This is a genomic window from Candidatus Minimicrobia vallesae (genome assembly GCF_018866205.1).
Classification (GTDB): Bacteria; Patescibacteriota; Saccharimonadia; order Saccharimonadales; family Saccharimonadaceae; genus Nanosynbacter; species Nanosynbacter vallesae.
The window spans coordinates 238,545-262,966 of record NZ_CP076459.1 but is presented as its reverse complement, the minus strand read 5'-3'; the positions used below and the strand labels follow the sequence as shown (position 1 = coordinate 262,966).

Sequence of the window (24,422 nt, the reverse complement as noted above, 5' to 3'; positions counted from 1 at the left end):
GTATGATTGTAACACAACTCAGACAATTTCTCACAAGCACGACTTTTATTTGATATCAATTTGACGTATAATGAGAAGAAGTTATGTATCCGACGGATGATCAATCAAACGGTCGAGTGGGCATGCCGGTATCAGATCAGCGCCGATCTCTCACGCCGCCAACTCGCGACTCAGCAGCCTCACGAAATGCCGCTGCTGATGTTATTCGTGGGCAACTTGACGCTATTTATTCCAGATCAGAAGAGCAGAATTCTGCGTTAGTGCAATCTCAGGCGCAGCCATTCTTGACGCTCACTATTCTTCCGCTCAATTGCGAATTCAGGCGTGCAGTGCGCAGCTCAGAAGAGGTGCAAGGCACATCTCCACCTCTCCTCAGCATTCTTACAACGGCGCCGCCCGGGCCGAGCTAAAAGACAGACTTTGTTAATCACGCTATGCGGACGGCGCCAATTGCCCAAACCCAGATTCAGTCAGAGCCGCAAATTAGCAATTCCGCTCCCGCAAACCAAACCGGTTCAATCTCAAAATTCAGCCATCCACACTCAAGTTTCAGCCGACCAATGGAAGCAATACCACAGCGCTTGGCAGAAATATTATCAGATGTATTATGAGCGTTACTACGCGGGCGACATTGCGGCAAAAAACCGTGAAATTTCTCGATTGACGAAGGAAAATCAGAATATCACGCCCGTAGTCAGCGAAGACGAGCCTCTGGACCCACAAAAAGCAGCCATAAAAGAACTCCGCAGTCAAATTCAGCAAAAGGTTCGCGACTCCGCAAATAAGGTGAAAAAATCCCGACATTTTGTTCCGGCGATTGCTGGATTATCGGTGCTATTAGTCTTCATGTTTTTGCAATATAACCGCGTTATTTTCGGCGCGGTCGCAGCTTACACAACACCTGGTGCAATTAACCCGCAAAACATCATCGTTGACGCCTCCACTGACGTAACTGTCGGACCTGAACCTAGGATTATCATCCCAAAGATTAACGTTGACGCGCCAGTTATTTACGGCGCCGCCAGCGACACGAAATCGCAATCAAAAGCCATGGAGAAGGGAGTAGCTCACTTTTCAATTCCTGGCGCCAGCGCCGTGCCGGGCGAAGTCGGAAATGCCGTATTTGCCGCGCACTCCAGTAACGACGCTTTTGCTGGTGGCGATTATAAATTCGTCTTTGCTCAGAATGAAAAGTTGGTCAAGGGCGATATTATTTACATGAATTACAACGGGAAACGCTATACTTATAAGATAACTTCAACAGAGGTTGTTATGCCGACTGAGGTTTCAAAAGTTCAGATTTACTACAGATAAGCCAATGCTGACACTTGTAAGTTGCGTGCCTTTGGGAACCGCAGAGAAGCGACTTCTTATCTTTGCGGAACAGATCAGTCCAGACCCAAGCAAAGCCACTGCGGCGTCAGAATCCAGCTCAAATCAGCAGCAGAGCAGTAACTCAAATATCCCAGGAAAGCCCGAGCCGACTTTGCTTGAGAAATTATTCGGCGGTCGATAAATTATCTATTAATTGAATAGCCCAACAGATCCATTGTCCATATTCATTTTACTCAGGACAATTTTTCCAGAAGCGTTGGTCGTCAATCCGTAAACGTATCGCTGGTTCGAGGACAAAACAGAATCCAAACCAGGTTTAACGCTTATCAGCGTATGAGCGTTCGTGCCGTCAAACTCGCGAATCTCCATTTTTCCCGACGCAGAAACGCTACGAATATAGAAATTGTCAAGCCACTTCACTTCCTGCGCCACGCCGATGTTAAACACGCTCGACAATTCTTTACGCTCCAAGTCATAAGTCTGCAATGTCGCGCCGTTTTGTGCCACGATAAATCGCCCAGCATTGTCCATCGTCACGTTCGTAGTCGCATTATCGGTTTTAATAATCTTCGCCGTTTTCAAGAACTCTTTTTGGCGGTCCTTAGAGTCTGAAATATCACCTCTGTAAATTGTCATATTTTTACCGTCAGCCAAGACTACGGTGTCTTTATTGAAATAGCGAGAAGTTCGAATTACTGGGGTAGAATTAGTAGCAAAAGTGCCAATCACAAACGGCTCTTTCCAATCTCGCTTCCAAATTCCTGCCACTTTTTTACCGTCAATAACAGCCAGGTAGGACAAACGATCGTCGCCGTAAAGCTTGAAAGATTCGACGCCAGTCAAGATTGGGCTGGAAATTGTCGAGCTATCAAGATCAACTCGCCTCAATTCGCCAGTTTCCTGCAAGGCGTAAGCCGTGTGCGCGCCAGTTCCCGCAAAGCTGATTTGCTTAATTCCAAAACCGGTCATCGCTGTTACGTCAATAATTTTCTCTGGATTTTCTCTATCAAAAACCAACCACTGCACGCCCGTAGCGTTATTTTCCGTTGGATACGAATGCTTCACTAGTGCGTAACGAGAATCGCGGTCCCACTCCGACACAGTAAACGTATGATTGTCAGAAGACAGGGAATAGCCAGCCAAAACGCTCGTGCTTAATGCATGCTCCGTGAACTTTTCCTTATCTTTGTTTGTGTCGCGAATGTCGCCAATTGTCAAAATCGGAGTTTTATCCTTAACGCCAAATCCCATCAAGAAATTACCAGCTGGCGACAGAGAAACGGATTGTAATGAGTCGAACGTTTTTACTTCGGTAGTTTCGCGTTTTGTCGGAATTAGTCTGGCGTAATTCAAATTCGTAACGGTATCGGACTTGATATTCAACGTTTTTTGCCACGGTTCGTATTTATCCAATTTCATCGAAAAAGTGTGTTTGCCAGGAAGAACGGTGCTTTTCGTCGGAGTGCGGCGCAGCTCCATATCGTCAACATAAACCAGCGCTCCGCCAGGATGTGATTCATATTGGACAAGTCCAGTCTGTTGCAATTCTTTCGTATTTGGATCAAACGTATAGCCGAGCATTCTAAACGTCAAAAACGTAAGAAGAATTATAAGTGATAATGTCATCAGCGTGTACACAAAGGTCCGCCGCGCGAGCTCTTTAGTGCGATTCTTTTTCTGGTACATAATTACGGAAATTATAACATATTTTTACACTTGAAAAAACCTTAGGCGATTTGTAATATAATATACAGGAATAAACATTAGGGGGATTAATGGCAAGTAAAAACTACGTGGTTATCAATGGACGAGCTTACAATACTATTACCGGAATGGTTATGGATGATATTAAGATTGAAAAATCTGAAATAGAAAAAGAACAATCAATCAGTAAGCGCGGCACATCCGTATCAAATATTCACGCCGCACACGTTCAGAAATCTAGCACATTGAATCGTCGGCACGTTAAAATGCCGCAGCGTACGCCATTGGCCGCCAAACCCCAGAAAGCTCGCGTCGACGTGAAACAACATGTCGCCGTGAAGAAGTTTTCTACGCCAATTGTCAGCAAGCCAGCTCCTCAGAAAATTGCTATTAACCGCCCGGCCGAAACTCACCCCGTTACTCGTCGCGCTCAGCAAAGACCTCTTAGCGTTAACACTAAATTGCGAAAAGAACGCCAGCCTCTGGCCATGAATAACAATCCGCTTGTCGCCGTCGCTCCGCAAAAAATAGAAAAGCCAGTCGCAAAAACCGCTCATCAATTGAAAAATGAAGCGATTGAGAAAGCTTTGTCGAATGAGATTATCAGCAATAAAAAAGCACGTCGACGCCAGAAAAAGGGCGGCGCATTACGTTGGTTGAATACGTTTTCTGTTGGTTTTGCGGTGATGCTACTCGGTGGCTATTTAACATACTTGAGTATGCCAAATATCTCCATAAAAATGGCAGCCGTTCAATCAGGAATTGATGCCAAATATCCAGGCTACAAGCCAGACGGCTACGCACTGAATGGACCTATCAAATTCAAATCGGGCGAGGTCTCTATGAAATATGCCTACGCCGACGGAAGTTCAGGGTACACCATAACCCAGCAAAAAAGCGGCTGGAATTCATCAGCAGTGAAAGAATTTTTCTCTGAAAAACACAAGAATCCAAACACCACGATGATCGACGGATTGACAATTTACAGCGGCGGGAAAGAAGCGGCTTGGGTGAACGGCGGGATTTTATATCAAATCAGTGGCGACGCAAACCTCTCAAGCAGCCAAATTGAAAAAATTGCCACTAGTCTGTAACTCATCAGATAACGTGCTATAATTTACTCATGACTATTAGAACTCGTTTTGCGCCAAGTCCGACTGGCTATATTCACTTAGGCAACGTTCGTACCGCGCTATACACATACCTTGTTGCCAGGGCGCATCAGGGAGATTTCATCTTACGCATTGAAGACACAGACCAAGCTCGGTTCGTTGAAGGCGCGGAAGAAATGATTTTGGAAACCTTAAATTGGCTAGGGCTAAATTGGGATGAAGGACCAACTCTTAACAATCCAAAAGAAGAGTCTGGCAATTTTGGTCCATATCACCAAACAGATCGCCGTGATATTTACATAAAGTGGGCAAAGAAAATGATTAGCGAAGGGCTAGCTTACGCCGATCCGTACACGCCTGAAGAAGTGCAAGTTTTCCGCGACAAAGCCAAGGCTGAAAAACGAGCATTTTTATATCGCGATCATCGTCCAGAAAATCCGCCAGAGTGGCAACTTGGAATGCCGCTGCGCTTCAAAGTTCCGGAAATTAAGCGGTATTCTTGGACGGACGCCGTTATGGGCGAATTGTCAGCTGGCCCAGAAGCTTTGGATGATTTTATTCTGATCAAAGCAGACGGTCTGCCAACTTACAATTTTGCGCACATCATTGACGATTTCGAAATGCAAGTCACGCACGTGATTCGCGGCTCAGAATATATTGCCAGTACGCCTAAATACCTGTCGCTTTACGAAGCGCTTAAAATTACGCCACCAATTCTGGCGCACGTGCCGCACATTATGGCGCCATCGGGAAATAAAAAACTTGGCAAGCGTGACGGCGCTAAAAGCGTAACTGAGTATCGATCAGAGGGAATTTTGCCAGAAGCGATGCTTAATTTCTTAGCGCAACTTGGCTGGAATGACGGCACGGAGCAGGAAATTTTCAGTAAAGCCGAATTGATTGAAAAGTTCTCGCTTGATCGCGTTCAAAAATCTGGCGCGCGCTTTGACGAACAACGACTCATTTGGCTGAACGGTCAATGGATTCGCTCGCTTAGCTTGGACGATCTTTATTCTCGCTGCCAACCGTTCTGGGGCGAAGAAGCCAAAAACGCCGACGAATCGTATAAAAAGCGCGTTCTGGAATTGGCGCAAGATCGCTTGAAGACATTGCAAGATTTACCAAAATTAACAAGTTATTTCTTCGTCGAGCCTGAAATTGACACGGAATTAATTGACGGAAATAAGCAACTTCGCAAATTGACCGACGACGAGCGACGAGAGTTTATTGTCAATTGCTCGCCAAGAATTCGAGAAAATTACAGATTGGACGCCAGAAACAATTCAGAATTGCCTTAATCAATTACTGGAAACGACAGGGCAGAAGCCGGGGATTTTGTTTAGTCTGGTGAGAATTGTGACGACGTGGGCGCCGTTTAGTCCGCAACTTAACGACACGCTGGCGCTAATTGGCAAGGAAAAAACTCTGCAAAGAATCGATAATTATCTACAAAAATAGTTTATTCGTGCGCCGAAAATGCTATACTAAGCATAAGCATGAATGTTGAAAAAATAGATAAATCAGGACAAAAAAAGAACGCTCGCTGGGAGTCGTTCAAAGAATGGGTAAAAAAGCATATTCTGGCAATTGTGCTCGTGGTGAGCGCGATGGTTATTGCTGGAGTTTTCATAATTGCAATTCATTCCATAAAATACGAGCAGACCGCTAGCGTGGATCTGAAATTGCCAGCTAAAAAACCCGCGCCGAAGAAGTTTTATTCGCCATTGACTGGCGTGGAAATCGCGAACGAAGCCGCCGCGAAGTTGCCTGTAACTGGTGTGATGATTGAGAATAGTCCAGCCGCCAGACCGCAGTCAGGACTGAAGAAAGCTGGCGTGGTTTATGAGGCTGTGGCGGAGGGCGGAATTACTAGGTTTTTGGCTCTGTATCAGGGAGAAAAGCCGGCGCTAATTGGTCCAGTGCGGAGCTTGAGATTGTACTATTTGAGCTGGGCGGCGCCGTATCAGGCGTCGATCGCACACGTTGGCGGAAGTCCTAACGCTTTATCTCAAGTCAGAAACGGCAATTATCGCGACATCGACCAGTTCTTTAATGATGGATCGTATTGGCGATCTCGCGACCGCTACGCGCCGCATAACGTCTACACTTCAGGAGAGAAGCTTTGACCAATTGAACAGCGCAAAAGGCTATAACAATTCCGAATTCACCAGCTTCGCGCGAGCAGACGGCAAGCCTGTCGAATCGCCAAACGCCACATCTGTAAACATAAACCTCAGCGGGTCCCTCTCTATAATACTTCATACGCTTACGACAAGGCGTCGAATTCTTACCTCAGGAGCATGGCTGGCGCGCTACATACCGATAGGGAAGATGGGCAAATTGCTCCAAATACTGTCGTAGCTATGGAAGTGGGCGTTGAAGCTCGGGCTCAAAATTACGATGGCTACGAAGATGTCAAAACGACAGGATCCGGCAAAGCTTACATTTTCCAAAACGGCACAGTCGCCACCGCCACTTGGTCAAAAGCAGACATAAATTCGCCGCTTAAATTGACAGACGAATCTGGAAAAGACATCGCCTTAAATCGCGGACAAACATGGATTGCAGCCTTCACGCCAGGAAGGGGAAGTGTTTCATGGCAATAGATCCGGCATCTAAAACCCTGCGCGAGTACAAACAATATTATTACCGAAAAGTCATATTAGTCCTATTATCAGCGAGCGCCTGCATCATATTAGGACTGGGAATCGCACTCCACTTCACGGCAATTTCCATATTCCCAGCTAAATTTTTGGATTATCATTTTAATTACCGCTATCTTGCAAATCCTATTTTCAATTTCTATCGTTAAAATCATCGCTGCGCCGCTTAATAAAATTCTGGCGGCGCTTTCTCATAAAATTGGCGAACCGACAACCGACACTCCGCCAAATCCCAACGATAAACGTTACGAAAAAACTGGATTTAAGACGGCGCTTCAGGCAATTTATGGCGATTATCAGCCAGAGCAAAAACCAACTAGTGACAACGACAAGCCAAAAATTCCGCTCACTCAAGCCCTGAATCAAGCCAGCACTGGCGTAGTAATTCTTAATTCCAATCAGAAGATTATCTTCGCCAATTCCGCCGCCCCGATTTCCAGGAACGCAAAAGGCGAGGATTTTCTGGCGCTTGATTTTCTAAACGAACCGAGTATTTCCGATTGGCTTCACGAAATCTCCAATGAGAAAATTAAAGCCGAGCGCCGTTGGCAACGCATTAGCACCAACCCCGACATCATCCAAAAAACGCGGATTTTTGACATCGTGGCTTCATTTGAGAAAGGCGCCGCCGCCGAAACTGTCATTTTTCTCATCGACAAGTCTAAAGGATATTTGCCAGAAGAAGAGGACCTCAATTTCATCTCATTTGCCGCCCACGAACTCCGCGGACCGATTACAGTTATTCGTGGCTATCTGGATATTATCAACGAAGAGTTTGCTGGACGCTTGCAGGGCGACGAAAGGCAGCTTCTTGATAGGTTGGTCGTTTCGTCCAATCGCTTGTCTAGCTACATTGACAATATTCTTAACGTTGCTAGATATGATAGGCATCACTTGAAGGTTTATTTACTGGAAGACACTGTCGCTAATATTTACGCCTCGATTGCCGATGATATGCAGCTTCGCGCCTCGACTCAACACAGAATGCTCAGCGTCAATATTCCAGATGATCTGCCGACCGTAGCCGCTGATCACGGAAGTATCGGGGAAGTGATTGGTAATCTAATTGACAATGCCATTAAATACAGTTTTGAGGGCGGGTCCGTAACCGTTTCCGCGGAGAAAAAAGGTGACTTCGTGGAAGTGTCTGTCGCTGATAATGGAATTGGTATGCCGGCGAATGTCGTGGACAATTTGTTTCACAAGTTCTATCGATCGCACCGATCACGCGAGGCTGTGGCTGGGACGGGGATTGGGCTTTACATTTGCAAAGCTTTTGTCGAATCTCACGGCGGCTCGATAATCGCTCGATCCCGCGAAAACGAGGGCTCGGTTTTCTCGTTCACTTTGCCAATTTATGCTACAGTTAAAGATAAATTGTTAGAAGACGGGCAGCTGAATAATCAATTGATACGAAAGGGTGGCGGCTGGATAAAAAATCACGCTATGTATAAGGGCTAGGAGGAATTATGATAAAGACAATTTTATGCGTGGAAGATGACCGATTTATTGGCGAAATGTATGTCAGGAGTCTGCAAAAAGCGGGCTATGATGTGACGTGGGTGGTCGACGGGAATGACGGGCTAGTGGCGGCGCGCAACCAGACTTTTGACTTGATAATCTTCGATTTGATGCTGCCAGAGCAGCGCGGTGACCAGATTTTAGACGCGCTGAGAAACAACAATGTCGATTTGGTTCCGAATAGTAAGATTTTGATTATGACCAATTTTGAGCAGGACGAGGCTTCGCGTAAATCCGTTATGAGTCGCGTCGATGGATATCTAATTAAGGCTGACATTACGCCGCGGAATTTGATAGATGTCGTTAAGCAGATGAGCAGCGACGACTAAAAGTATTTTGACGCAATGAAAAATGAAGCTGAGGATATTCACACAGAACATCTGAACTGTAAATGATTCAAGACAATAAAAAATGAGCCTCTTACAGACTCTAAACTATCATTCTTGGTGACCCCACCGGGAATCGAACCCGGGTTGCCAGGATGAGAACCTGGTGTCCTAACCGCTAGACGATAGGGCCGCAACTCCATGGATTATACCATGGAAAGGGAAGGCTTGTCTACTTTTTCTCTATGTTAGACGTCGACTTTTTATATTAAGACAGCATAGCCCAAGAGCTATATATTAAAACGACCAGAGAAATAAGAATAGGAGAGAAATATAAATTGATCATACCAATAGTCGACAAGACTTTTACGATGAATACGTCTTTATTAGCGATGAGGAAAAATAGCCCGAATCGTAAAAAGATGACTAATACATAAAATATGACCGTCGCACATCCAATGGTAGTCAATACTTTTGAAACTTTATCAGTAATCCAATATCGTCCAGTTTTATACCAATAGATTGAAATGCAAGCGAGTATTAATTATCTTTTACGCCCCTAAGATGTGACCCAGAGGACCAATGAACGACTTAAATATATCGGACGTGGCACTAATGAGGTTCGCCGAGATGAGACAAATTATCACAAAGACCACAGTTCGTTTAAAAGCTGTGTTACTTTGTTCGTTGTGCTGTTCATGATTGATTGTGTTAGTATGCCATATTTTTGACTTGATTTTTTTCTGCGCATTCGCCATTCTCAGGGCATGAAATGGGGCTGGTTTGGTTATTTTTTAGGTTTTACGCCATTTGCAGTTTTTGAGGGAATAAGGATATTGTGTGATGTGGTCTTCTTGCTCTTTTTCGGATTATTATTCCTTTTTTTTTCATGCTTGGGTGTGATTTGTGGTTCGCGGTTATCAACTACCAATCTGATTATCGCGTCTCCAGGTTTTTGGCGGCTGGCCTTTGCGGGGTTGGGCGTAGGTTTGATTTTGTTGTTTTTATGTTTTTGGGCTTCGGATGTTCTGGGTATTTCCAAAGACGGCAACATAGAATTGATAAATCCATCCGCCCAACAGATTATCGGCTGGGACCAAGGCGACGCGCTCGGACTTAACTGGAAAAGCGTCTTAAAACTCGTCACCTCAGACGGAAAAGACGTAGAAGACCTCGAGAATCCAATAGCCCAATCCTTATCAAAAAACCAGCCAACTCATAACGATAAATTATTCCTATTAACCAGCTCTGAAAATTGAATTTTGGTTATTATATTGATCGTCTCTTCAGTCGGCATTGATTGCTCCTGAGTTATTGTAGTTTTCCGCTTATTATCCTATCGCAATTAATAAAGGCCTCAGTATTGCGAGCAAGCCGAGTTCATCTCCATCGTGAGCCATGAGATGCGTAGGCTTGTTGCGTTTATATGAGGGATGTTTGGTTCTTGTATTGATCCGTATCCATCTCGCGTCTTGGCGTTTTTGCGTGCTCTCTTCGATGGGCTTTGGGCGACGGGTTTGCCTATCATTTGGCGACGGTGTATTCCAAGATACATACGCTTGCTCCATCAGCGAGGTTGACTATGGGCGGATGAAGTTTTACCCGGCGTTCCTGAACGTCAACGAATTTTTGAAGGCATATTTTTGATTGTTTATCTTCCATATCTGCTGACGGACTGCTGAATTACATGTTCGTGTCGGACATAATTGATGAGGGTAAAGAGAAGTCATTGCAGCCGATTTTTTATGCCAATATTGACCCTGACCATTTTCGGGAAGTTGTCAGCAATTTGATTGAGAATGCCATCAAGTACACGCCATCGGGCGAAGTTGTCGTCAATGTTACCGGCGACGATAAACAGATTTCTATAAGCGTGAAAGATAGCGGTATCGGCATTCCCGCCGAAGATATTCCGCATTTATTCCAGAAATTTTATCGGGTGGACAATTCTGACACGCGAGAAATTGGCGGAACTGGCTTGGGGCTATATTTGAGCCGCCGCTTAGCAGAGGCGATGTCTGGAAACTTGCGAGTTGAAAGCAAGTATAAAGAGGGGAGCACTTTCTATCTGGAAATTCCTCGCATGAATAGTTCGGAAGCCAAGCAGCGATCTATATATAACGCCAATGACCAAAAATTCAGTAGCTAAGAAAACGCTATAATTCCCAAAATTATCACCACGATTACTTAACCCTTGCCCAAAAATATAAATCCCCGCAAATATCGCAATAACAGAAATAATCACATAAAATACTGCATACTTAAATGCTTTATTCTTATCCATACTCTTATCAAACGAAGGACCCGTGGCTGTTGAGGATTCCATAGAAGTTTGTTGATCTTTTACATTTCCATAATTATTCATAGAATTACTATACCACATTTATCACTTGAGATTTTCCTGAAAATTCGCCATAATAAAACTATGAAAAAGGGCGGGATTTACTTTAAGCCTCACGCAATTTCCAGATTTTGGCTAAGGAGATTGTGTGAAGTGGCGCTACTGAGTTGTTTCACAATCATTCTTTTATATGCATGGGCGCGATTTATACCGACCGGTTATCAATTACCAATCGGATTATCTGTCTCAGATTTGGCGGCTGGCGTGGCAGGAATCGGCAGCTTAATTGTGCTGATTTTATGTTTTTGGCTTCCCAGAAAACACGAAACTGAAATCGGAATTTTCGTATATTTGTTAACCGTCGCTGTCGCCGTAACCACCATAATTACCAGCGGCGGAGTCGTTTCGCCATTCCTGGTTATGTGGATTATCGTGGCAATTTTCGCAGGATTTTTCGGCGCAATAATCTTAGGAATGATGGGACTTTTGGTTATTTTACAGATTATAGCCACCAGCGTTCAACAGGGAATAAACGTACAATTCATCATCGGCTACCTATTCTTCGGATTTTTGCCTTTGATTTTTAGCCTCGTTCTATGGATTCGCCGCCAAAAAACTGATGACAATACGTCCAATCTGGAGAATAGACTTTCCGCGGTTGAGAGCAAGTCTGACGTAGTGATTAATGCCATCGACGACGGCGTTCTTGCTGTTTTCGACGATGGCGTTCTGGCTATTTCTAAAGACGGCAATCTCGCCCTGATCAATTCATCGGGCTGGGACCAATGCTACGCGCTCGGGCTTAACTGGCGACGCGTCTTGGAACTCTTTACCTCAGACGGAAAAGACGTAGTGGACCTCGTGACTTCAGATGGAAAAGACGTAGAAGATCTCGAGAATCCAATAGCCCAATCTTTATCAAAAAACCAGCCAACACACAACGATAAATTATTCCTATTGACCAGCTCTGAAAAGCGCATTTTAGTTTCAATTGTCAGCTCTCCAGTCGGCACTGAGGGCGAAGGAGTTATCGTAGTTTTCCGCGACATCACCAAAGAAAAAGCCGAGGAGCGCGAGCAAGCTGAGTTCATCTCCACCGCCAGCCACGAGATGCGTACGCCAGTTGCGTCAATTGAGGGATATTTGGGACTGGCATTAAATCCAGCCACCGCACATATTGACGAAAAGGCGCGAGATTTCATCACCAAAGCCCACGAATCAGCGCAGCATCTGGGACGGTTATTCCAAGATCTCCTTGATATCAGCAAGGTTGAAGACGGGCGAATGAAAAATAACCCGAAGATCATCAACGTAAACGAATTTTTGAAGGATATTTTTGATGGTCTAGCAACAAAAGCTGATGAAAAGCAGCTCAATTATATATTTATGCCAGACATAATTGATGAGGGTAAGGAGAAGTCATTGCAGCCGATTTTTTATGCCAATATTGACCCTGATCATTTTAGGGAAGTTGTTAGTAATTTGATTGAGAATGCCATCAAGTACACGCCATCGGGCGAAGTTGTCGTCAATGTTACCGGTGACGATAAACAGATTTCTGTAAGTGTAAAAGATAGCGGCATTGGCATTCCAGCCGAAGATATTCCGCATTTATTCCAGAAATTTTATCGGGTGGATAATTCTGATACGCGCGAAATTGGCGGAACTGGCTTGGGGCTATATTTGAGCCGTCGCTTAGCAGAGGCGATGTCTGGAAACTTGCGAGTTGAAAGCAAGTATAAAGAGGGGAGTACTTTCTATCTGGAAATTCCTCGCATGAGTAGTTCGGAAGCTAAACAGCGTTTAGAGTCTGCGTCAGCTGCAGACTCCTGTAGGTTTCAGAACAGCTTGATTCTTTGGCTTCAGAAGAAAAGATTGAAATTGCCACAGAAGAGAAGACGGAAGATGTCGCAATTTAAAATCGAGATTTTATTCAATTCTGTAGGAGTCTCCAGCTCCAGCCGATCGAGCTCCAGTCATCCGACGCCACTCCGGTCGTCCAGTCAGATTTTCCACAGCCAGCCAGAAATTCTTCCGAGCCAACGCTGGCTGAAATTGAGGAAGAGTTTGGGCAGAAAGACGTCAGCAGTTGTCCATTCCTGGTCGTGAATAATAGCCATAAGGGCTATGGATTTTTTGTCAAAACTTCAGTATAGTATAAACATATGACAAAAATTTTATTGGTTGAGGACGACAAAAGTTTACGCGAAATTTACGGTGTACGACTTTTGGCGGAGGGCTATGATATCGTTTCGGCGGGCGACGGCGAAGAAGCTCTGGCCATGGCAATTAAAGAACGTCCGCGATTAATTTTAAGCGACGTGATGATGCCGAAAATTTCTGGCTTTGATATGTTGGACATTTTACGCTCGACTACAGAAACAAAAGACGTTAAGGTTATTATTATGACCGCGCTGTCCTCAGAGGATCAGCGGAAGCGTGGCGAGCAGCTTGGTGCTGATAAATACTTGGTGAAGTCTCAGGTGGGAATAGAGGACGTTGTGAGAGCAGTTCACGAAGCTTTGGGCGATCTTCCGGGAGTCGGTACAAATCCAGTGCCAGTTTCACAGCCAGCTCACACATATGCGTCATTCGCTCCAGTCTCTCCTCCTACCTCAGCCACCTCAGCCAACTCCAGCAGCGCCGCAGCCAGTTACTAGACCTGATATTTCTTCATTGTCGCCGCAACCAGCTGCCCCCGTTGCAACGCCAATAACTCCTGTAGTGAATCCGCTTATACAACAACATCTCCGGACACAGGTATTTGCTCCGGGCGCCGCAGCCGCTACTACCTCAGCCAGTGCAAGCTTCCAGCGCCGCAATCAATTCCGATGCCTCAGCCTCAGCCAACCGCTCTGCCGCAGCCTATGGCGCCATTTTCATCGCCTGTGCCGCGGCCTTCAGGGCTTGGTGATCGTGTTATTCAACCTTTGCCAGCTGACGATTCTCAGAATTCTGTAGATATTTCTAAGCTTATGGCGGGACGAATTGGACATTGGACAGACTATTTTCTCGGCCACCTACTTCCTCCAGCAACTCTCAGCGCAGTGCAGACTCCATTGCCGCCACCCATTTCGATTCCGCCTCAGCCACGGCTCACCATATCCTATTGCTCAAGTTGAACAGGTAATACCTCCATGTTTCTCGCCACAGCCTCAAGGAGCAAAGCATCCGTTCCGTCATCAGCCTCTTTCAGATCAACTATCTGATACTCCTCGGCCGACGCAATTTCCGCCGATAACTCCGTAACAATGATAAACCCAGACACAAAGCAAGAATCTTGGCGCCTCAATAAATTTGTGGCGCTTTGCTTGGGTGTTTCTCGGCGGAAGGCCGACGAATTGATAGAGAAGGGGAAGATTATTGTTGATGGTCATCCCGCCAGATTGGGTCAACAAATTTCTGGCGGCAAATAAAATTTCCTATGACGGCAAATTGCTAGAATTGCAGTCCAAACAGCTCATTATTCTGCACAAGCCAACTGGATATCTTTGTTCGCGTGCTTCTCAGGGCGGCGTTCCGATAATCTACAAATTGCTACCAAAAAATCTTCACCACTTAAAACCCGTTGGTCGCCTGGATAAAGACAGCTCCGGGCTGATTCTCATGACGAACGACGGCGATTTTGCTCACAGCATGACACATCCGTCGTTTTATAAGATTAAGCGATATCTCGTTACAATTGACAAACCACTACAGCCGCTTCACCGACAAATGATCAATGATTTTGGCGTGCAGCTTCCTGACGGACGCAGTCAATTGACGCTAGAAAGACAACACGAAGGTGATGATTATCGTTGGATAGTGGAAATGAGTGAGGGAAGGAATCGTCAAATTCGGCGAACTTTCGATGCGTTAGGCTACACTGTTAAAAAACTCCACAGAACAAACTTTGGCAATTATTCGCTCGGCGACCTCAAGAGAGGCGAATGGCGAGAAGAGAAATTCACGAATTTATAATTTACTCTGTATTTAAATTTATAAAAAGAATAACTTATCATGAAATCACCAGAATCACCGCGGAAAGAGACAGACATAAGCCACGGACAGGCCGCAGAAGCTTGGTTGGACCTACAAACATTAACGCCAGAAATTGACTCCATAAAAGAAAGGCGCGAGAGTATTTTAGAATTGTGTTCAGGAAGCAAAAATAAATCTCTTCCTGAAATAATAAATGAACAGGTCTCTGATTATGGTAGGGTAATAGTAGGTTTAGAAAATATTGCAGAAAAACTTAATCTAGAACCTTTGCCCTCAGAAAAACTAAGAGCAGTCATAAGTAACCTTAAGAAAGAAAGATCGGATACCATAGAAAAAATGTTCTATGAGAATGATGGGCCCAATATTTTACCAAAACTCCTAGAAAACCAAATCTACGCTTACATTGAACTTATTAAAGAGGTCGAGAAACACACTACGAAATTTGAATATCCTATATCCGTAGCGTTCAAAGATGACGACAATAACATTTACTACTGCATAAATAACCCCGAAGAAAATTGCTACATAACACTTTACTCAGACCCAATCAATGAAGAATCTCCAAGAGCCTACATCCATAATTACGCCAGAGAATATAATAGCGACAGCAGAGAATGTACACTCGTCGTAGCCGAACCTAAGAAGTTCACAATAGAAAATAACCCGAATTATTTTACGGATTTCCTAAAAATAATTCGTCCGTGCGAGGCTTACATAAACAGTGTAATAGCCAAAATGCCCGAAAACTGCTATAATATATAATCATGTCTAAATTACCAACAGTCGCCATCATCGGGCAAGCCAACGTCGGCAAAAGCTCACTATTTAATCGCTTGACGCGCTCTCGCACGGCCATAGTCGCCAGGGAAGCTGGAACAACTCGCGACAATGTTGTTGGTAAAGTTTCATACAAACGACGCAACGTAGATTCTGCGCCGTCAGATGACTTTTCTTCGCAATTTTGGCTCATCGACACAGCTGGACTTAAGACTGCCGAGGACGAATTTGAGGCGACCATTCAGGACCAAATCGCTGACGCCTCTGCCGCTGCTGACGTAATCCTCGTAACCGTTGACTCCACCGTATATCCTTCCGACGCTGATCGACAATTAGCCAAAAAAGCCCTAAAAAGCGGCAAGCCAGTCATTTTAATCGCCAATAAAGCAGACTTAAAAGGCTCTCTTTCTATCGACGAATTCAAGCGACTCGGCATTAAAAACATCATAAAAACTTCCGCCGAGCACAGCATTGGCATTTCGGAGCTTCTTGATAGCATTGCCGAACTTATTCCGCCAGCCACCGAAACCGCACCTGATGACATCATCCGCGTCGCACTAATCGGCCGCCCGAATGTCGGAAAGAGTAATCTATTCAATACTTTAGCGGGCAAGCAGCAAGCCATCGTCGCCAACGTCGCCGGCACAACTCGCGACGTAAACCGCGTTCAAGTTCGTTATCACGGTCAGACAATTGAATTGCTCGACACCGCTGGAGTTCGCCGCCAAGGAAAGCAGGAAACTGGAATTGAAAAGTTCTCAGTTCTTCGCACCATGCAAGCCATCAACGAAGCCGACGTTTGTCTGCTTCTTATGGACGTCAATGAGCTTAACGTTCAATTGGATCAGCGCCTAGCTGGAATTATTGACGAGGCGGGCAAGGGGCTTGTTCTGGTCGTCAGCAAATGGGACTCCGTCGAAGGTAAAGACGCTTACACTCATGATGAAATCGCGCCACAAATCAGCTATAATTTCAAGTTCACGCCGTACGCGCCGTTAATATTCACTTCTTCTGTCACTGGGCAGAATGTCGCTAAGTTGTTTGACCTAGCGCTTGATATTTATAAGCGTCGTCGCCAAGAATGTAAAACTCGTGCCTTAAACGACATTTTGCAGAAAGCTATCGCCGCACATCCGCCAGCTGGTCTGAAAAACTCGCACCCGAAGCTGCGCTACATTGTCCAGACGGACGTTGCTCCGCCGTGGTTTGTTATTTACGGTAGCAATCTGAAATTTGTCCACTGGAGCTACAAGCGTTATCTGGAGCGAACTTTACGTGAGGCTTTCAATTTTGCGGGAACGCCGATTAAAATGTCTTTCCGTGACGAAAAGCAATTGAAAGCCAATCGTGAACGCGTTGCGCGCGGTCTGGCGCCAGTCACCAAAGCCTACAAGCAGGCCAAGAACGCCGAAAAACTCGCTTAATCCTATTTTTTTGCCAATTTCTCTTGACATTTTATACTATTACGTGATATAAATAACATTGGCTTTTGTTGACGAGTTGAGATTTATTCCTTGTCCGAAAGCGTACTTTGACAAGTTGATCGAGTTTTTGAGCCTGAGGTGTATATTTTGCGCACATATTTTACGGTAGTGTATCGCCCCGAAACCGGGGTTATGGCTTGGCTCTTTCGCCATGCGGGTGTTGCCTCAGTGCTTTTTAGGCCAACGTTTGTCTGGTTTGGACTGGTGAGTGGGTATTGCGAATGTCTGATACTTCATTAGCCGAAAGTTCAGTATTCTTGCAGTAGGGCTAATTATCATGACGGAAACAGAGAAGAGGATGGAGGAACTCAGAAAAAATGAGGTCTCCCGCTTCTTCGAGGAGGGGATCTCTGAGTTCTGCGAGGAAGTCAGGAAAGCCGCAATCAATGAATACCTTATGAAAGGTAAGCTTCCAGACGAGATCTGTATCTATGACCATGACCTTCTAATCACCTCAGCAGTCGCAAACAATTCTGAGTGCCGCAAGGAGCTCCTTAGATAGCTCTATCCGTGACTGGCTTCGGTTTTTTGCTAGTATACTTATGGTACTACCGCAAATACCGTATCCAGATTATAGCTACGGCGGCAGCTGCGACTGTGCATGCATTGTATAATGCCATAGCTCTCAGTCTCATTGCTGTTGTATTGGCGATCGATATTGCCAAGCTGCTGTAGTCTCCTGCGACTCTCTGTCAAAGTCTCTGCTTGTCATGTTCGCTCCATAGATGTGTATCTATGCTGATGAGTCGAAAACGACGAAAGCGAACTTTTATTCAAACATCATCAATTGCGCCGACAAAACTTCACGCGTAATTTCGTCCGCACGTTCACCAATTAGCACAATTTTTGCTGGCTCTTCCGCCGCAGAATTAGCTATTTGAATCTGATTTTCCGTTGCCTCCAAATGATGCCGCGCGCCATTATCATCAATAAAACAGCCCTTCATTCGCCTGAGTTTATAAGCGTCAAAAAAGTTCCGGCGGTATTTTTTCCAGAGTCGCCGCAGCAATTTTCATACCAGAAACATCCAGCACGGCATACGTCGGATTATCCGGCCTGACCAGCTCGCCGTCGTGCTTATCGAAAAACGTTAGTAGCCCCGACGGCGTCGTCATTTTATTGATATCAAATCTGCCTCGTGGCGCGCTCAGTATTTTTCCGTAAGGCAGGGAGCTCAGCTTGGATTTCATATTGTAGTCGCTCGTCGTCACTTAGCAAATCTTCTTTGGTTACTAAAATCATATCCGCCGCTTGCAACTCAATTTCATGCGCCGGCTCAATTCCACGTAAAATCTCATGTGCATCAATAACATAAAAACTCTGCGCCAACTCGTACTTATTGAATATTTGTGCATTAATCAATTTCTCGACCAAATTCATCGTTCGCGCCACACCAGTCGCCTCAATAAACACTGGGGCGGGGGAATTGCGACAAAAGTCAAGTAACATTCGCGTCAATGCATGCTTTGACGAACAACAGACACAATCGCCAGCCAAAGTCGTCACGATATCCGCCAACTTTTCCAATCGATAACCGTCAACGTTTTCATTAGCATATTCATTCTCAATCACCCGAGAACCCTTATAGTCACTTTGTTGCAATAAGAACTCAAGGACACTAGTTTTCCCAGCACCCAACGAGCCATTCACCAAATACAACGGAACTTTATCGATAATCGCTCGCCCATCATCAAACGGCGCATTAATGCTAAATTCCAAATCATCGTCGCGTTTTGCCATATGCTTATTATACGTCATTTTCACAAGGTGATATACTAAGTCTATGAAAGTCATCTTAGCGTTGGGAAATCCAGGCGAAAAATACACAAACACGCGGCATAATGCTGGGTTTTTGGTTATTGATAAATTTGCGTCAGAGAATAATGCAGTTTTTTGCAATAAGCCAAAATTTTCCGCGGATATCGCCGAACTCAATATTTCTGGAGAAAAAATTCTGCTAGTTAAGCCAACTACTTTTTACAACGAGGTTGGAATTTCCGCTCGAGCAATCTTAGATTTTTACAAATTGACATTGGACGATTTACTAATTATTCACGACGACACGGCGCTGGATTTTGGTAAAATTCGAACCCGCAAAGGCGGACGAGACGCGGGTAGCAACGGATTAAAATCTCTTCACGCTCACGTCGGATCAGATTTTTGGCATATTCGTATTGGTACAGATAATTTGCTCAGACGCCAAGTCGGTGACGTAGATTTTGTCCTAGGCAAGTTCAACTCAGACGAGCAAAAGATTCTCCAAAGCTGGATATTGCCCGAATCAATTAATTTGATCGAGAAGTTTATTAACGGAACTATCGAGCCGTTCAGTATAAAATATTAAATACAGATTCTAGCGTCGTTTTCGCGGCACAATTTTTGAAGCGCCGTTCTTCAATTGCTCTTCGGCTTGATGTAATTTTGTGGCCGCAGCTTCTTGCAGATTGATCGATCGGGCTTCCAATATGCTGCTGCCGACCGCCAAACTCACGAACAATAAGCCCAAGCCGCCCGTCGCCCATTCCGGTAGTTCCAAGTGGAATAATTTGGCAATCATCATCACGCCGAGCGCCATAATTGCCCAGTGAGCGCCATTTTCCAGATATTTATATTTGCTAAGCGCGCCTGTTCGCAACAAATATACGGTTAGCGATCGAACCCAAATTGCTCCAGCGCCCAGTCCAGCCACGATTAGTAGCACGCTGTTGGTAATGGCGAACGCACCAATCACACCGTCAAAGCTAAAGCTGGCATCCAGAACTTCCAAATATAACAAGCTAGCAAACGCCGCCCAGCCAGTTTTAATCTTAACGGATTTTGCGTCATCTTCATGGAAAAATGACCCAAATAGTTCCAATCCGATATGCAACACAATTCCAAGAACCGCTGAAATCAGCACCAAAGATTTATGCGGCGCCTCGACCGTAAAATACAAAACAGCCGCCACGCTAAGCATTATGCACACCTTAAAATTCTCAAATCGCCCAGCCTTCGCCAAAATCGGCTCAACATGTCGCATCCAGTGAACACGCTTGTTGTAATCGATGAAATAGCTAAGCCCAATCATAATCAAAAACGCACCACCAAACGCGTCAATCATCGGCGACGCCTCGTGCAGGATCTTGCCGTACTCGACAGGTTTATGTAGCGCCAGATTGACAACATCCATAAATCCGTGGCCGCTCGCAATCATCACGATAGCAATTGGCAATATAAATCGAACGACAAACACCGCCACAAATATGCCAGCTGTCAGGAAGACTTTCTGCCAGACTTGACTCATTCCCGCCAAAACCTTGCTATTTATCACCGCGTTGTCGAAGCTAAACGTAACTTCCAAAACCACCAAAATAGTAAATAGCCAAAGACCACTAACGCCCATATGACTAAAAATCAAACTGCCCAGACCTAAGGTCAATAGGACTGAAAACCAGAAAATCCGAAACGGATGATGTGAATGTAAAAGATGCTTCATATTGATTTAGTATAGCATAAGCATGGAGTATAATTTTATATATGGCACAAAAATCGCCAGATGGTCGCATAAAAAAGTTTTTATCAGCCAACAGCGAATTGATCGGTTGGGTGGTTTTTGGTGTCCTTATAATTTCTATTTATCAATTCAGCTCGCGATTCGGCGTCATGTTATTAAACGGAGAATTTGCAGAATGGTGCAATAAATTACTTCCGTCATTACAAGATTTCATCACGCTGACGCTAAGCGTAATTGTCGAGGCGGTCCCATTCTTAATTTTAGGAATTATCATATCCGCGCTTATCAGGTACTTTTTATCATCAAAGGGAGTCTTTCAAAATGTTGCCAAAAAACGCCTTTCTTCGACGAATTGCGCTCTCTATGATCGGGCTAATTTTACCCGTGTGCGAATGTGGCAACGTACCAATTGCACGTAGCTTAATAGCGAACGGATTAAAACCTGCCGACGTTATTAGCTTTCTTTTCGCCGCGCCAATCTTAAACCCGATAACCATAATTTCAACCATGACCGCCTTCAGTTTTGACACCCGAATGGTTTGGTGGCGAATTATTTTTGCGTTAATTATCGTACAAATAACCGCTTTTATCGTCAGCTTTTTTAAGGAAGACTCCGTCATTAATCCAGAGTTTGAAAAACTTTGCCACTCTCATAATCACGGTTCAAAATTGTCAAACATATTCAGCTCATCACGTAATGAATTCTGGCAATTATTTACTATGTTGGCCTTAGGTGCTAGCATCGCAGCCGCCACACAAATCTTCGTTCCGCGATTCATTATAAATGCCGTCGGCGGCGACATTTTCTTATCAGTCATATCCATGATCACGCTAAGTTTCGTCATTTCGATATGCTCCAGTATCGACGCGTTCTTCGCACTGGCTTACGTGCGAAATTTCACGACAGGCTCAATTTTATCTTTCTTGCTATTCGGACCGATGATAGACATAAAAATGATTACGCTATTAAAAACAACTTTTCGCTGGAAATTTATTGCAACAATTACCTTAACTGTGTTCATCTTATCTCTAATTGTCGGGCTGGGGGTTAATTTATATGTACGCTAACCTTGCAAAATCAATTGGCGGAATTGTCGTTTGTGTATATATTTTGCTATTAGCTTGGCGTGACCAACTCGGCTTTTACGTTCATCCACGCTATCACACATTCGCGGTCGTAATTAGCGTAATCGGCGTTATACTTTTGCTTATTGATATAATGTTGCAATTAAAAAATATAAGTCCCGCAACAGATCTATCTTTAGTTTGCTTGAAAATTACCCCCATATCTTATTTTGCAATAATTATATTATCAGTCGGATATATATTACCGCCAAAGCCACTCTCTCCAAGCAGCCTCGCACAAAAAGAAAGTCCTGCGATTATTGAGCCCGAAAGTCGTTGCGAAACACCTCAACCAAAAGAAGGCTCTTCTACAATCTCAATAAACCGCTGGAAAACCGCTATAAATTCCTGCAAAGAAGCCGCTTATTTTAACGGCAAAGATATCACCGTTACTGGCTTCGTTTCAAATGATCTGTTAAAAAACTACGGCTATAATTACTTCAATATTGCCAGATACGTTATAAGTTGCTGCACTGTTGACAGCGTGCCTATGAAAATCCTGGTCGAGAAAAGCTTTTTCGACAGACTACCCAGATGGAACATGGCTAATCGTCAAGGGTATGTATTGTCGCAAAAAATCGTTAATAGTCAAGCTGAATACGTCATAACTGACGTGCATATCACAAAAATCAGTCAACCCAAATATCCTTATGAATTACTCGGACTGTAAGCCTATTGCACACTTGTTGCAATAAGTTATAAACTATTGATAGCACTATGCTAAATGAAATATTTGAACGGCTACAATCTTCGCCTGACAAAACCTCGCCAGCAAGTTATTTGATATCCTGCGAGAATTCAGATGTGCCTCTTACGGTTGGCGATATTGCGAAAAACTGCAAAAACATTAACCGTGCCAGCATTTACCGCACGCTGCTAATGTTCGATAATCTGAACATTATAAACACCATAACTATTGGCTGGAAGAATTATTACGAGTTAGCGGAACCTTTTATACCGCATCATCACCATCTATACTGCATCAATTGTCAAAATGCCGAACCTATACAATCGCCAAGAACTCGAAAAACTCATAGATCTCATCGGTAAAAAACATAATTTCATAGTCACAAAACACCACTTTGAGCTGGAAGGTATTTGCGAAAAGTGCCGACATATTATAGGAAATAAATAATTTTTCCCAACAAAAAAAAGCGCCAGGTAAGGGTGGGCATCACCTGACGCTTTTTTACCCTTCAACCCACCCGAGCTACCGTATTAGTGAAGCGTCGCGACTAAAACTCCAGAAGTCCGCGCCTGATTGATTATCAATACCAATTAGTGCTCTGCGCCTTAACGGATGTCGCCTTTGAAAAAGGGCAGTTAAAGGGGTTAGTATGCGCGTAACGTTGAACCGCAAAAAGTGGAGGGTGCAGGCTACTTAATGCCATTGCGCGCAACCTAACATATAGTTAGAATAGGGGGTATAAGGTGCGTTTGGTTAATGATTACTTAACCAATCGTCCTTGATTATAGCAAACATTTGACAAAGTGTCAATACTTTTTACCACATTTTTTATGGAAATCAATAGAATTACACCAGATGAGCATATTTTCTCCCAGAGATTAGCACATATTGCCAATCCACCAAAAAGCTTATGTTATATGGGAAAATTGCCAGAAACAAATGCGCCAGTCGTATCAATCGTCGGGTCCCGTAAGCCGTCTGCCTACGGAAAAGAAGTGACCGAGCGATTAGCAACAGATCTGGCAAAAGCCGGATGTGTAATCGTGAGTGGGCTGGCGCTAGGCGTGGACTGCATTGCCCAAAAAGCTGCGATTGAAGCTGGCGGAACGGTCGTGGCGGTCGTCCCAAACGAGCTTCCTGATATTTCACCGCGGACCAATTATCAACTAGCCATGAGCATCATAGAGCAGGGCGGCGCGGTCGTTTCAGAATGGATGAAGGGCGATAATAAAATAGTCAATCGTTGGAGTTTTTTGGAGCGCAATCGGCTGGTTAGCGGGCTAGCTGACGGAATTATTATCACCGAAGCCGCCGAGCGAAGCGGCACATTAAACACAGCCTCGCACGCACTGAACCAGGGAAGAGATTTGTTTGTAGTTCCCGGCAACATAACCAGCCCACTGTCGGCGGGTTGTAATACTTTATTAAAACAAGGGGCGTATTTGGTGACGGACGCCGACGATGTTTTATCAATCATCGCGCCAGAAAAATTGCAAAAAGACAACGGTCAAGAATTAGCAGCCAGCGCAACAATTGAAGAAGCTATTATCATAAAACTCATCTCAGAAGGGCTGCGTGACGGCGACGAAATCCAACAAAAATCAGGATTATCCGCGTCAGATTTCGCCACGGCGTTAACTATGCTGGAAATCAACGGTGTTATTAAGCCGCTCGGGGCGAACAACTGGACATTACGATAATATTGCTATTTTGACAAATTGATGTTATTATGCGGATTATGAAAAAAGCCCGAGAAGCATCTCCTGTCGCCTATAAAATCGCCAAAGACGTTTTTACCATCCCTAATTTTATAAGCGTAACTGGCGCGATTTTGGCATTGCACGGATCTGAGAAAATCGATACTGCTTAAGG

Annotated in this window: 32 protein-coding genes and 1 tRNA gene; 26 read left to right on the top strand and 7 right to left on the bottom strand. The window is 44.5% G+C overall.

Annotated elements, in window-relative coordinates:
* The first annotated feature begins 83 nt into the window (after positions 1-83).
* Genes KOY49_RS01815 through KOY49_RS01805 form a run of 3 tightly spaced genes read left to right on the top strand, consistent with a single transcriptional unit; the run spans position 84 to position 1,516 of the window.
* Positions 84-410, top strand: a complete 327-nt coding sequence (locus tag KOY49_RS01815; protein WP_232736472.1) for a hypothetical protein — start codon at positions 84-86, stop codon at positions 408-410.
* Positions 411-420: 10 nt separating this feature from the next.
* Complete coding sequence (locus KOY49_RS01810) at positions 421-1,314, top strand: sortase (protein ID WP_232736471.1); 894 nt, start codon at positions 421-423, stop codon at positions 1,312-1,314.
* Positions 1,315-1,318: 4 nt separating this feature from the next.
* On the top strand, positions 1,319-1,516 hold the full coding sequence (locus KOY49_RS01805; RefSeq protein ID WP_232736470.1) for a sortase: 198 nt from the start codon (positions 1,319-1,321) through the stop codon (positions 1,514-1,516).
* An 8-nt stretch (positions 1,517-1,524) separates the two neighbouring features.
* On the opposite strand, the gene KOY49_RS01800 is transcribed toward KOY49_RS01805, so the two are convergent.
* Positions 1,525-3,021, bottom strand: a complete 1,497-nt coding sequence (locus tag KOY49_RS01800; RefSeq protein WP_232736469.1) for a PEGA domain-containing protein — start codon at positions 3,019-3,021, stop codon at positions 1,525-1,527.
* An 89-nt stretch (positions 3,022-3,110) separates the two neighbouring features.
* Here KOY49_RS01800 and KOY49_RS01795 point away from each other — a divergent pair, with 89 nt between their 5' ends.
* The 7 genes from KOY49_RS01795 (at position 3,111) to KOY49_RS01765 (ending at position 8,664) form a co-directional block, all read left to right on the top strand.
* Entirely contained in the window at positions 3,111-4,133 is a 1,023-nt protein-coding gene (locus KOY49_RS01795) for a DUF4367 domain-containing protein (RefSeq protein ID WP_232736468.1), read from the top strand.
* 29 nt (positions 4,134-4,162) lie between these two features.
* A complete protein-coding gene (gltX, locus tag KOY49_RS01790; protein WP_232736467.1) occupies positions 4,163-5,449 on the top strand; it encodes a glutamate--tRNA ligase in 1,287 nt (428 codons plus the stop codon).
* The gene (locus tag KOY49_RS01785; protein ID WP_232736466.1) at positions 5,379-5,609 is read left to right on the top strand and encodes a hypothetical protein; all 231 of its coding nucleotides are present in this window, start codon (positions 5,379-5,381) and stop codon (positions 5,607-5,609) included. The genes gltX and KOY49_RS01785 overlap by 71 nt, the downstream gene beginning before the upstream one ends.
* A gap of 38 nt (positions 5,610-5,647) precedes the next feature.
* Entirely contained in the window at positions 5,648-6,277 is a 630-nt protein-coding gene (locus KOY49_RS01780; RefSeq protein ID WP_232736465.1) for a DUF3048 N-terminal domain-containing protein, read from the top strand.
* 174 nt (positions 6,278-6,451) lie between these two features.
* Entirely contained in the window at positions 6,452-6,757 is a 306-nt protein-coding gene (locus KOY49_RS01775; RefSeq protein ID WP_232736464.1) for a DUF3048 C-terminal domain-containing protein, read from the top strand.
* Between the two features lie 174 nt (positions 6,758-6,931).
* Positions 6,932-8,275: a sensor histidine kinase gene (locus KOY49_RS01770; RefSeq protein ID WP_232736463.1), complete on the top strand. Its 1,344-nt coding sequence runs from the start codon at positions 6,932-6,934 to the stop codon at positions 8,273-8,275.
* A gap of 8 nt (positions 8,276-8,283) precedes the next feature.
* On the top strand, positions 8,284-8,664 hold the full coding sequence (locus tag KOY49_RS01765; protein ID WP_232736462.1) for a response regulator transcription factor: 381 nt from the start codon (positions 8,284-8,286) through the stop codon (positions 8,662-8,664).
* A gap of 115 nt (positions 8,665-8,779) precedes the next feature.
* Here KOY49_RS01765 and KOY49_RS01760 read toward each other — a convergent pair.
* Positions 8,780-8,854 (bottom strand) — tRNA-Glu (locus KOY49_RS01760).
* 574 nt (positions 8,855-9,428) lie between these two features.
* Between KOY49_RS01760 and KOY49_RS01755 the strand changes: the two genes are divergently transcribed.
* From KOY49_RS01755 to KOY49_RS01740, 4 genes are all read left to right on the top strand, one after another.
* Positions 9,429-9,920 carry a hypothetical protein gene (locus tag KOY49_RS01755; protein WP_232736461.1) on the top strand — a complete coding sequence of 164 codons (492 nt, stop codon included), beginning with the start codon at positions 9,429-9,431 and terminating at the stop codon, positions 9,918-9,920.
* Between the two features lie 428 nt (positions 9,921-10,348).
* Complete coding sequence (locus tag KOY49_RS01750; RefSeq protein WP_232736460.1) at positions 10,349-10,810, top strand: sensor histidine kinase; 462 nt, start codon at positions 10,349-10,351, stop codon at positions 10,808-10,810.
* Between the two features lie 276 nt (positions 10,811-11,086).
* Complete coding sequence (locus tag KOY49_RS01745; protein ID WP_232736459.1) at positions 11,087-13,111, top strand: ATP-binding protein; 2,025 nt, start codon at positions 11,087-11,089, stop codon at positions 13,109-13,111.
* A gap of 56 nt (positions 13,112-13,167) precedes the next feature.
* The gene (locus KOY49_RS01740) at positions 13,168-13,662 is read left to right on the top strand and encodes a response regulator transcription factor (RefSeq protein ID WP_232736458.1); all 495 of its coding nucleotides are present in this window, start codon (positions 13,168-13,170) and stop codon (positions 13,660-13,662) included.
* Between the two features lie 446 nt (positions 13,663-14,108).
* Here the strand turns inward: KOY49_RS01740 and KOY49_RS01735 are convergent, their stop codons facing one another.
* Entirely contained in the window at positions 14,109-14,270 is a 162-nt protein-coding gene (locus KOY49_RS01735) for a hypothetical protein (RefSeq protein WP_232736457.1), read from the bottom strand.
* Here KOY49_RS01735 and KOY49_RS01730 point away from each other — a divergent pair.
* The 5 genes from KOY49_RS01730 (at position 14,254) to KOY49_RS01710 (ending at position 17,746) form a co-directional block, all read left to right on the top strand.
* Positions 14,254-14,418 carry a S4 domain-containing protein gene (locus KOY49_RS01730; protein ID WP_232736456.1) on the top strand — a complete coding sequence of 55 codons (165 nt, stop codon included), beginning with the start codon at positions 14,254-14,256 and terminating at the stop codon, positions 14,416-14,418. The genes KOY49_RS01735 and KOY49_RS01730 overlap by 17 nt on opposite strands.
* A complete protein-coding gene (locus tag KOY49_RS01725) occupies positions 14,372-14,962 on the top strand; it encodes a pseudouridine synthase (protein WP_232736455.1) in 591 nt (196 codons plus the stop codon). The genes KOY49_RS01730 and KOY49_RS01725 overlap by 47 nt, the downstream gene beginning before the upstream one ends.
* Before the next feature lie 39 nt (positions 14,963-15,001).
* Positions 15,002-15,745: a hypothetical protein gene (locus KOY49_RS01720; RefSeq protein ID WP_232736454.1), complete on the top strand. Its 744-nt coding sequence runs from the start codon at positions 15,002-15,004 to the stop codon at positions 15,743-15,745.
* 2 nt (positions 15,746-15,747) lie between these two features.
* Complete coding sequence (der, locus tag KOY49_RS01715) at positions 15,748-17,184, top strand: ribosome biogenesis GTPase Der (protein WP_232736453.1); 1,437 nt, start codon at positions 15,748-15,750, stop codon at positions 17,182-17,184.
* 337 nt (positions 17,185-17,521) lie between these two features.
* Complete coding sequence (locus KOY49_RS01710; protein ID WP_232736452.1) at positions 17,522-17,746, top strand: hypothetical protein; 225 nt, start codon at positions 17,522-17,524, stop codon at positions 17,744-17,746.
* 267 nt (positions 17,747-18,013) lie between these two features.
* Here KOY49_RS01710 and KOY49_RS01705 read toward each other — a convergent pair whose 3' ends face one another.
* The 3 genes from KOY49_RS01705 to KOY49_RS01695 are packed head-to-tail and all read right to left on the bottom strand — an operon-like array spanning position 18,014 to position 18,984.
* Entirely contained in the window at positions 18,014-18,190 is a 177-nt protein-coding gene (locus KOY49_RS01705) for a hypothetical protein (RefSeq protein WP_232736451.1), read from the bottom strand.
* A 19-nt stretch (positions 18,191-18,209) separates the two neighbouring features.
* The gene (locus tag KOY49_RS01700; protein ID WP_232736450.1) at positions 18,210-18,359 is read right to left on the bottom strand and encodes a hypothetical protein; all 150 of its coding nucleotides are present in this window, start codon (positions 18,357-18,359) and stop codon (positions 18,210-18,212) included.
* Positions 18,360-18,369: 10 nt separating this feature from the next.
* Positions 18,370-18,984 carry a GTP-binding protein gene (locus tag KOY49_RS01695; protein WP_232736449.1) on the bottom strand — a complete coding sequence of 205 codons (615 nt, stop codon included), beginning with the start codon at positions 18,982-18,984 and terminating at the stop codon, positions 18,370-18,372.
* Positions 18,985-19,027: 43 nt separating this feature from the next.
* On the opposite strand from KOY49_RS01695, the gene pth reads away from it, so the two are divergent.
* Positions 19,028-19,588, top strand: coding sequence for an aminoacyl-tRNA hydrolase (pth, locus tag KOY49_RS01690; protein WP_232736448.1), 561 nt, complete (start codon positions 19,028-19,030; stop codon positions 19,586-19,588).
* Positions 19,589-19,597: 9 nt separating this feature from the next.
* Here the strand turns inward: pth and KOY49_RS01685 are convergent, their stop codons facing one another.
* Entirely contained in the window at positions 19,598-20,719 is a 1,122-nt protein-coding gene (locus KOY49_RS01685) for a DUF475 domain-containing protein (RefSeq protein WP_232736447.1), read from the bottom strand.
* A 41-nt stretch (positions 20,720-20,760) separates the two neighbouring features.
* On the opposite strand from KOY49_RS01685, the gene KOY49_RS01680 reads away from it, so the two are divergent.
* The 6 genes from KOY49_RS01680 (at position 20,761) to KOY49_RS04930 (ending at position 24,420) form a co-directional block, all read left to right on the top strand.
* Positions 20,761-21,156 carry a hypothetical protein gene (locus KOY49_RS01680; protein WP_232736583.1) on the top strand — a complete coding sequence of 132 codons (396 nt, stop codon included), beginning with the start codon at positions 20,761-20,763 and terminating at the stop codon, positions 21,154-21,156.
* Positions 21,059-21,805: a permease gene (locus tag KOY49_RS01675; protein ID WP_232736446.1), complete on the top strand. Its 747-nt coding sequence runs from the start codon at positions 21,059-21,061 to the stop codon at positions 21,803-21,805. The genes KOY49_RS01680 and KOY49_RS01675 overlap by 98 nt, the downstream gene beginning before the upstream one ends.
* Complete coding sequence (locus tag KOY49_RS01670) at positions 21,795-22,532, top strand: TIGR03943 family putative permease subunit (protein ID WP_232736445.1); 738 nt, start codon at positions 21,795-21,797, stop codon at positions 22,530-22,532. Before KOY49_RS01675 ends, KOY49_RS01670 begins: the two co-directional genes overlap by 11 nt.
* A gap of 47 nt (positions 22,533-22,579) precedes the next feature.
* Positions 22,580-22,912, top strand: a complete 333-nt coding sequence (locus KOY49_RS05390; protein ID WP_376787532.1) for a transcriptional repressor — start codon at positions 22,580-22,582, stop codon at positions 22,910-22,912.
* Positions 22,913-23,380: 468 nt separating this feature from the next.
* Positions 23,381-24,250 (top strand): DNA-processing protein DprA, encoded by an 870-nt coding sequence (gene dprA, locus KOY49_RS01665; RefSeq protein WP_232736444.1) that lies wholly within the window; start codon positions 23,381-23,383, stop codon positions 24,248-24,250.
* Between the two features lie 38 nt (positions 24,251-24,288).
* Positions 24,289-24,420, top strand: coding sequence for a hypothetical protein (locus KOY49_RS04930; RefSeq protein ID WP_269802175.1), 132 nt, complete (start codon positions 24,289-24,291; stop codon positions 24,418-24,420).
* Positions 24,421-24,422: the final 2 nt, after the last annotated feature.

What these genes read in the sequence shown, in the direction of transcription:
- KOY49_RS01815 (WP_232736472.1), top strand. Translation starts at nt 84, where the DNA reads ATGTATCCGACGGATGATCAATCAAACGGTCGAGTGGGCATGCCGGTA.
- KOY49_RS01805 (WP_232736470.1), top strand. Translation starts at nt 1,319, where the DNA reads ATGCTGACACTTGTAAGTTGCGTGCCTTTGGGAACCGCAGAGAAGCGA.
- KOY49_RS01800 (WP_232736469.1), bottom strand. Translation starts at nt 3,021, where the DNA reads ATGTACCAGAAAAAGAATCGCACTAAAGAGCTCGCGCGGCGGACCTTT.
- KOY49_RS01795 (WP_232736468.1), top strand. Translation starts at nt 3,111, where the DNA reads ATGGCAAGTAAAAACTACGTGGTTATCAATGGACGAGCTTACAATACT.
- gltX (WP_232736467.1), top strand. Translation starts at nt 4,163, where the DNA reads ATGACTATTAGAACTCGTTTTGCGCCAAGTCCGACTGGCTATATTCAC.
- KOY49_RS01780 (WP_232736465.1), top strand. Translation starts at nt 5,648, where the DNA reads ATGAATGTTGAAAAAATAGATAAATCAGGACAAAAAAAGAACGCTCGC.
- KOY49_RS01775 (WP_232736464.1), top strand. Translation starts at nt 6,452, where the DNA reads ATGGCTGGCGCGCTACATACCGATAGGGAAGATGGGCAAATTGCTCCA.
- KOY49_RS01765 (WP_232736462.1), top strand. Translation starts at nt 8,284, where the DNA reads ATGATAAAGACAATTTTATGCGTGGAAGATGACCGATTTATTGGCGAA.
- KOY49_RS01755 (WP_232736461.1), top strand. Translation starts at nt 9,429, where the DNA reads ATGAAATGGGGCTGGTTTGGTTATTTTTTAGGTTTTACGCCATTTGCA.
- KOY49_RS01750 (WP_232736460.1), top strand. Translation starts at nt 10,349, where the DNA reads ATGTTCGTGTCGGACATAATTGATGAGGGTAAAGAGAAGTCATTGCAG.
- KOY49_RS01745 (WP_232736459.1), top strand. Translation starts at nt 11,087, where the DNA reads ATGAAAAAGGGCGGGATTTACTTTAAGCCTCACGCAATTTCCAGATTT.
- KOY49_RS01740 (WP_232736458.1), top strand. Translation starts at nt 13,168, where the DNA reads ATGACAAAAATTTTATTGGTTGAGGACGACAAAAGTTTACGCGAAATT.
- KOY49_RS01730 (WP_232736456.1), top strand. Translation starts at nt 14,254, where the DNA reads ATGATAAACCCAGACACAAAGCAAGAATCTTGGCGCCTCAATAAATTT.
- KOY49_RS01725 (WP_232736455.1), top strand. Translation starts at nt 14,372, where the DNA reads ATGGTCATCCCGCCAGATTGGGTCAACAAATTTCTGGCGGCAAATAAA.
- KOY49_RS01720 (WP_232736454.1), top strand. Translation starts at nt 15,002, where the DNA reads ATGAAATCACCAGAATCACCGCGGAAAGAGACAGACATAAGCCACGGA.
- der (WP_232736453.1), top strand. Translation starts at nt 15,748, where the DNA reads ATGTCTAAATTACCAACAGTCGCCATCATCGGGCAAGCCAACGTCGGC.
- KOY49_RS01710 (WP_232736452.1), top strand. Translation starts at nt 17,522, where the DNA reads ATGACGGAAACAGAGAAGAGGATGGAGGAACTCAGAAAAAATGAGGTC.
- KOY49_RS01705 (WP_232736451.1), bottom strand. Translation starts at nt 18,190, where the DNA reads ATGAAGGGCTGTTTTATTGATGATAATGGCGCGCGGCATCATTTGGAG.
- KOY49_RS01700 (WP_232736450.1), bottom strand. Translation starts at nt 18,359, where the DNA reads ATGACGACGCCGTCGGGGCTACTAACGTTTTTCGATAAGCACGACGGC.
- KOY49_RS01695 (WP_232736449.1), bottom strand. Translation starts at nt 18,984, where the DNA reads ATGGCAAAACGCGACGATGATTTGGAATTTAGCATTAATGCGCCGTTT.
- pth (WP_232736448.1), top strand. Translation starts at nt 19,028, where the DNA reads ATGAAAGTCATCTTAGCGTTGGGAAATCCAGGCGAAAAATACACAAAC.
- KOY49_RS01685 (WP_232736447.1), bottom strand. Translation starts at nt 20,719, where the DNA reads ATGAAGCATCTTTTACATTCACATCATCCGTTTCGGATTTTCTGGTTT.
- KOY49_RS01680 (WP_232736583.1), top strand. Translation starts at nt 20,761, where the DNA reads ATGGCACAAAAATCGCCAGATGGTCGCATAAAAAAGTTTTTATCAGCC.
- KOY49_RS01675 (WP_232736446.1), top strand. Translation starts at nt 21,059, where the DNA reads ATGTTGCCAAAAAACGCCTTTCTTCGACGAATTGCGCTCTCTATGATC.
- KOY49_RS01670 (WP_232736445.1), top strand. Translation starts at nt 21,795, where the DNA reads ATGTACGCTAACCTTGCAAAATCAATTGGCGGAATTGTCGTTTGTGTA.
- KOY49_RS05390 (WP_376787532.1), top strand. Translation starts at nt 22,580, where the DNA reads ATGCTAAATGAAATATTTGAACGGCTACAATCTTCGCCTGACAAAACC.
- dprA (WP_232736444.1), top strand. Translation starts at nt 23,381, where the DNA reads ATGGAAATCAATAGAATTACACCAGATGAGCATATTTTCTCCCAGAGA.
- KOY49_RS04930 (WP_269802175.1), top strand. Translation starts at nt 24,289, where the DNA reads ATGAAAAAAGCCCGAGAAGCATCTCCTGTCGCCTATAAAATCGCCAAA.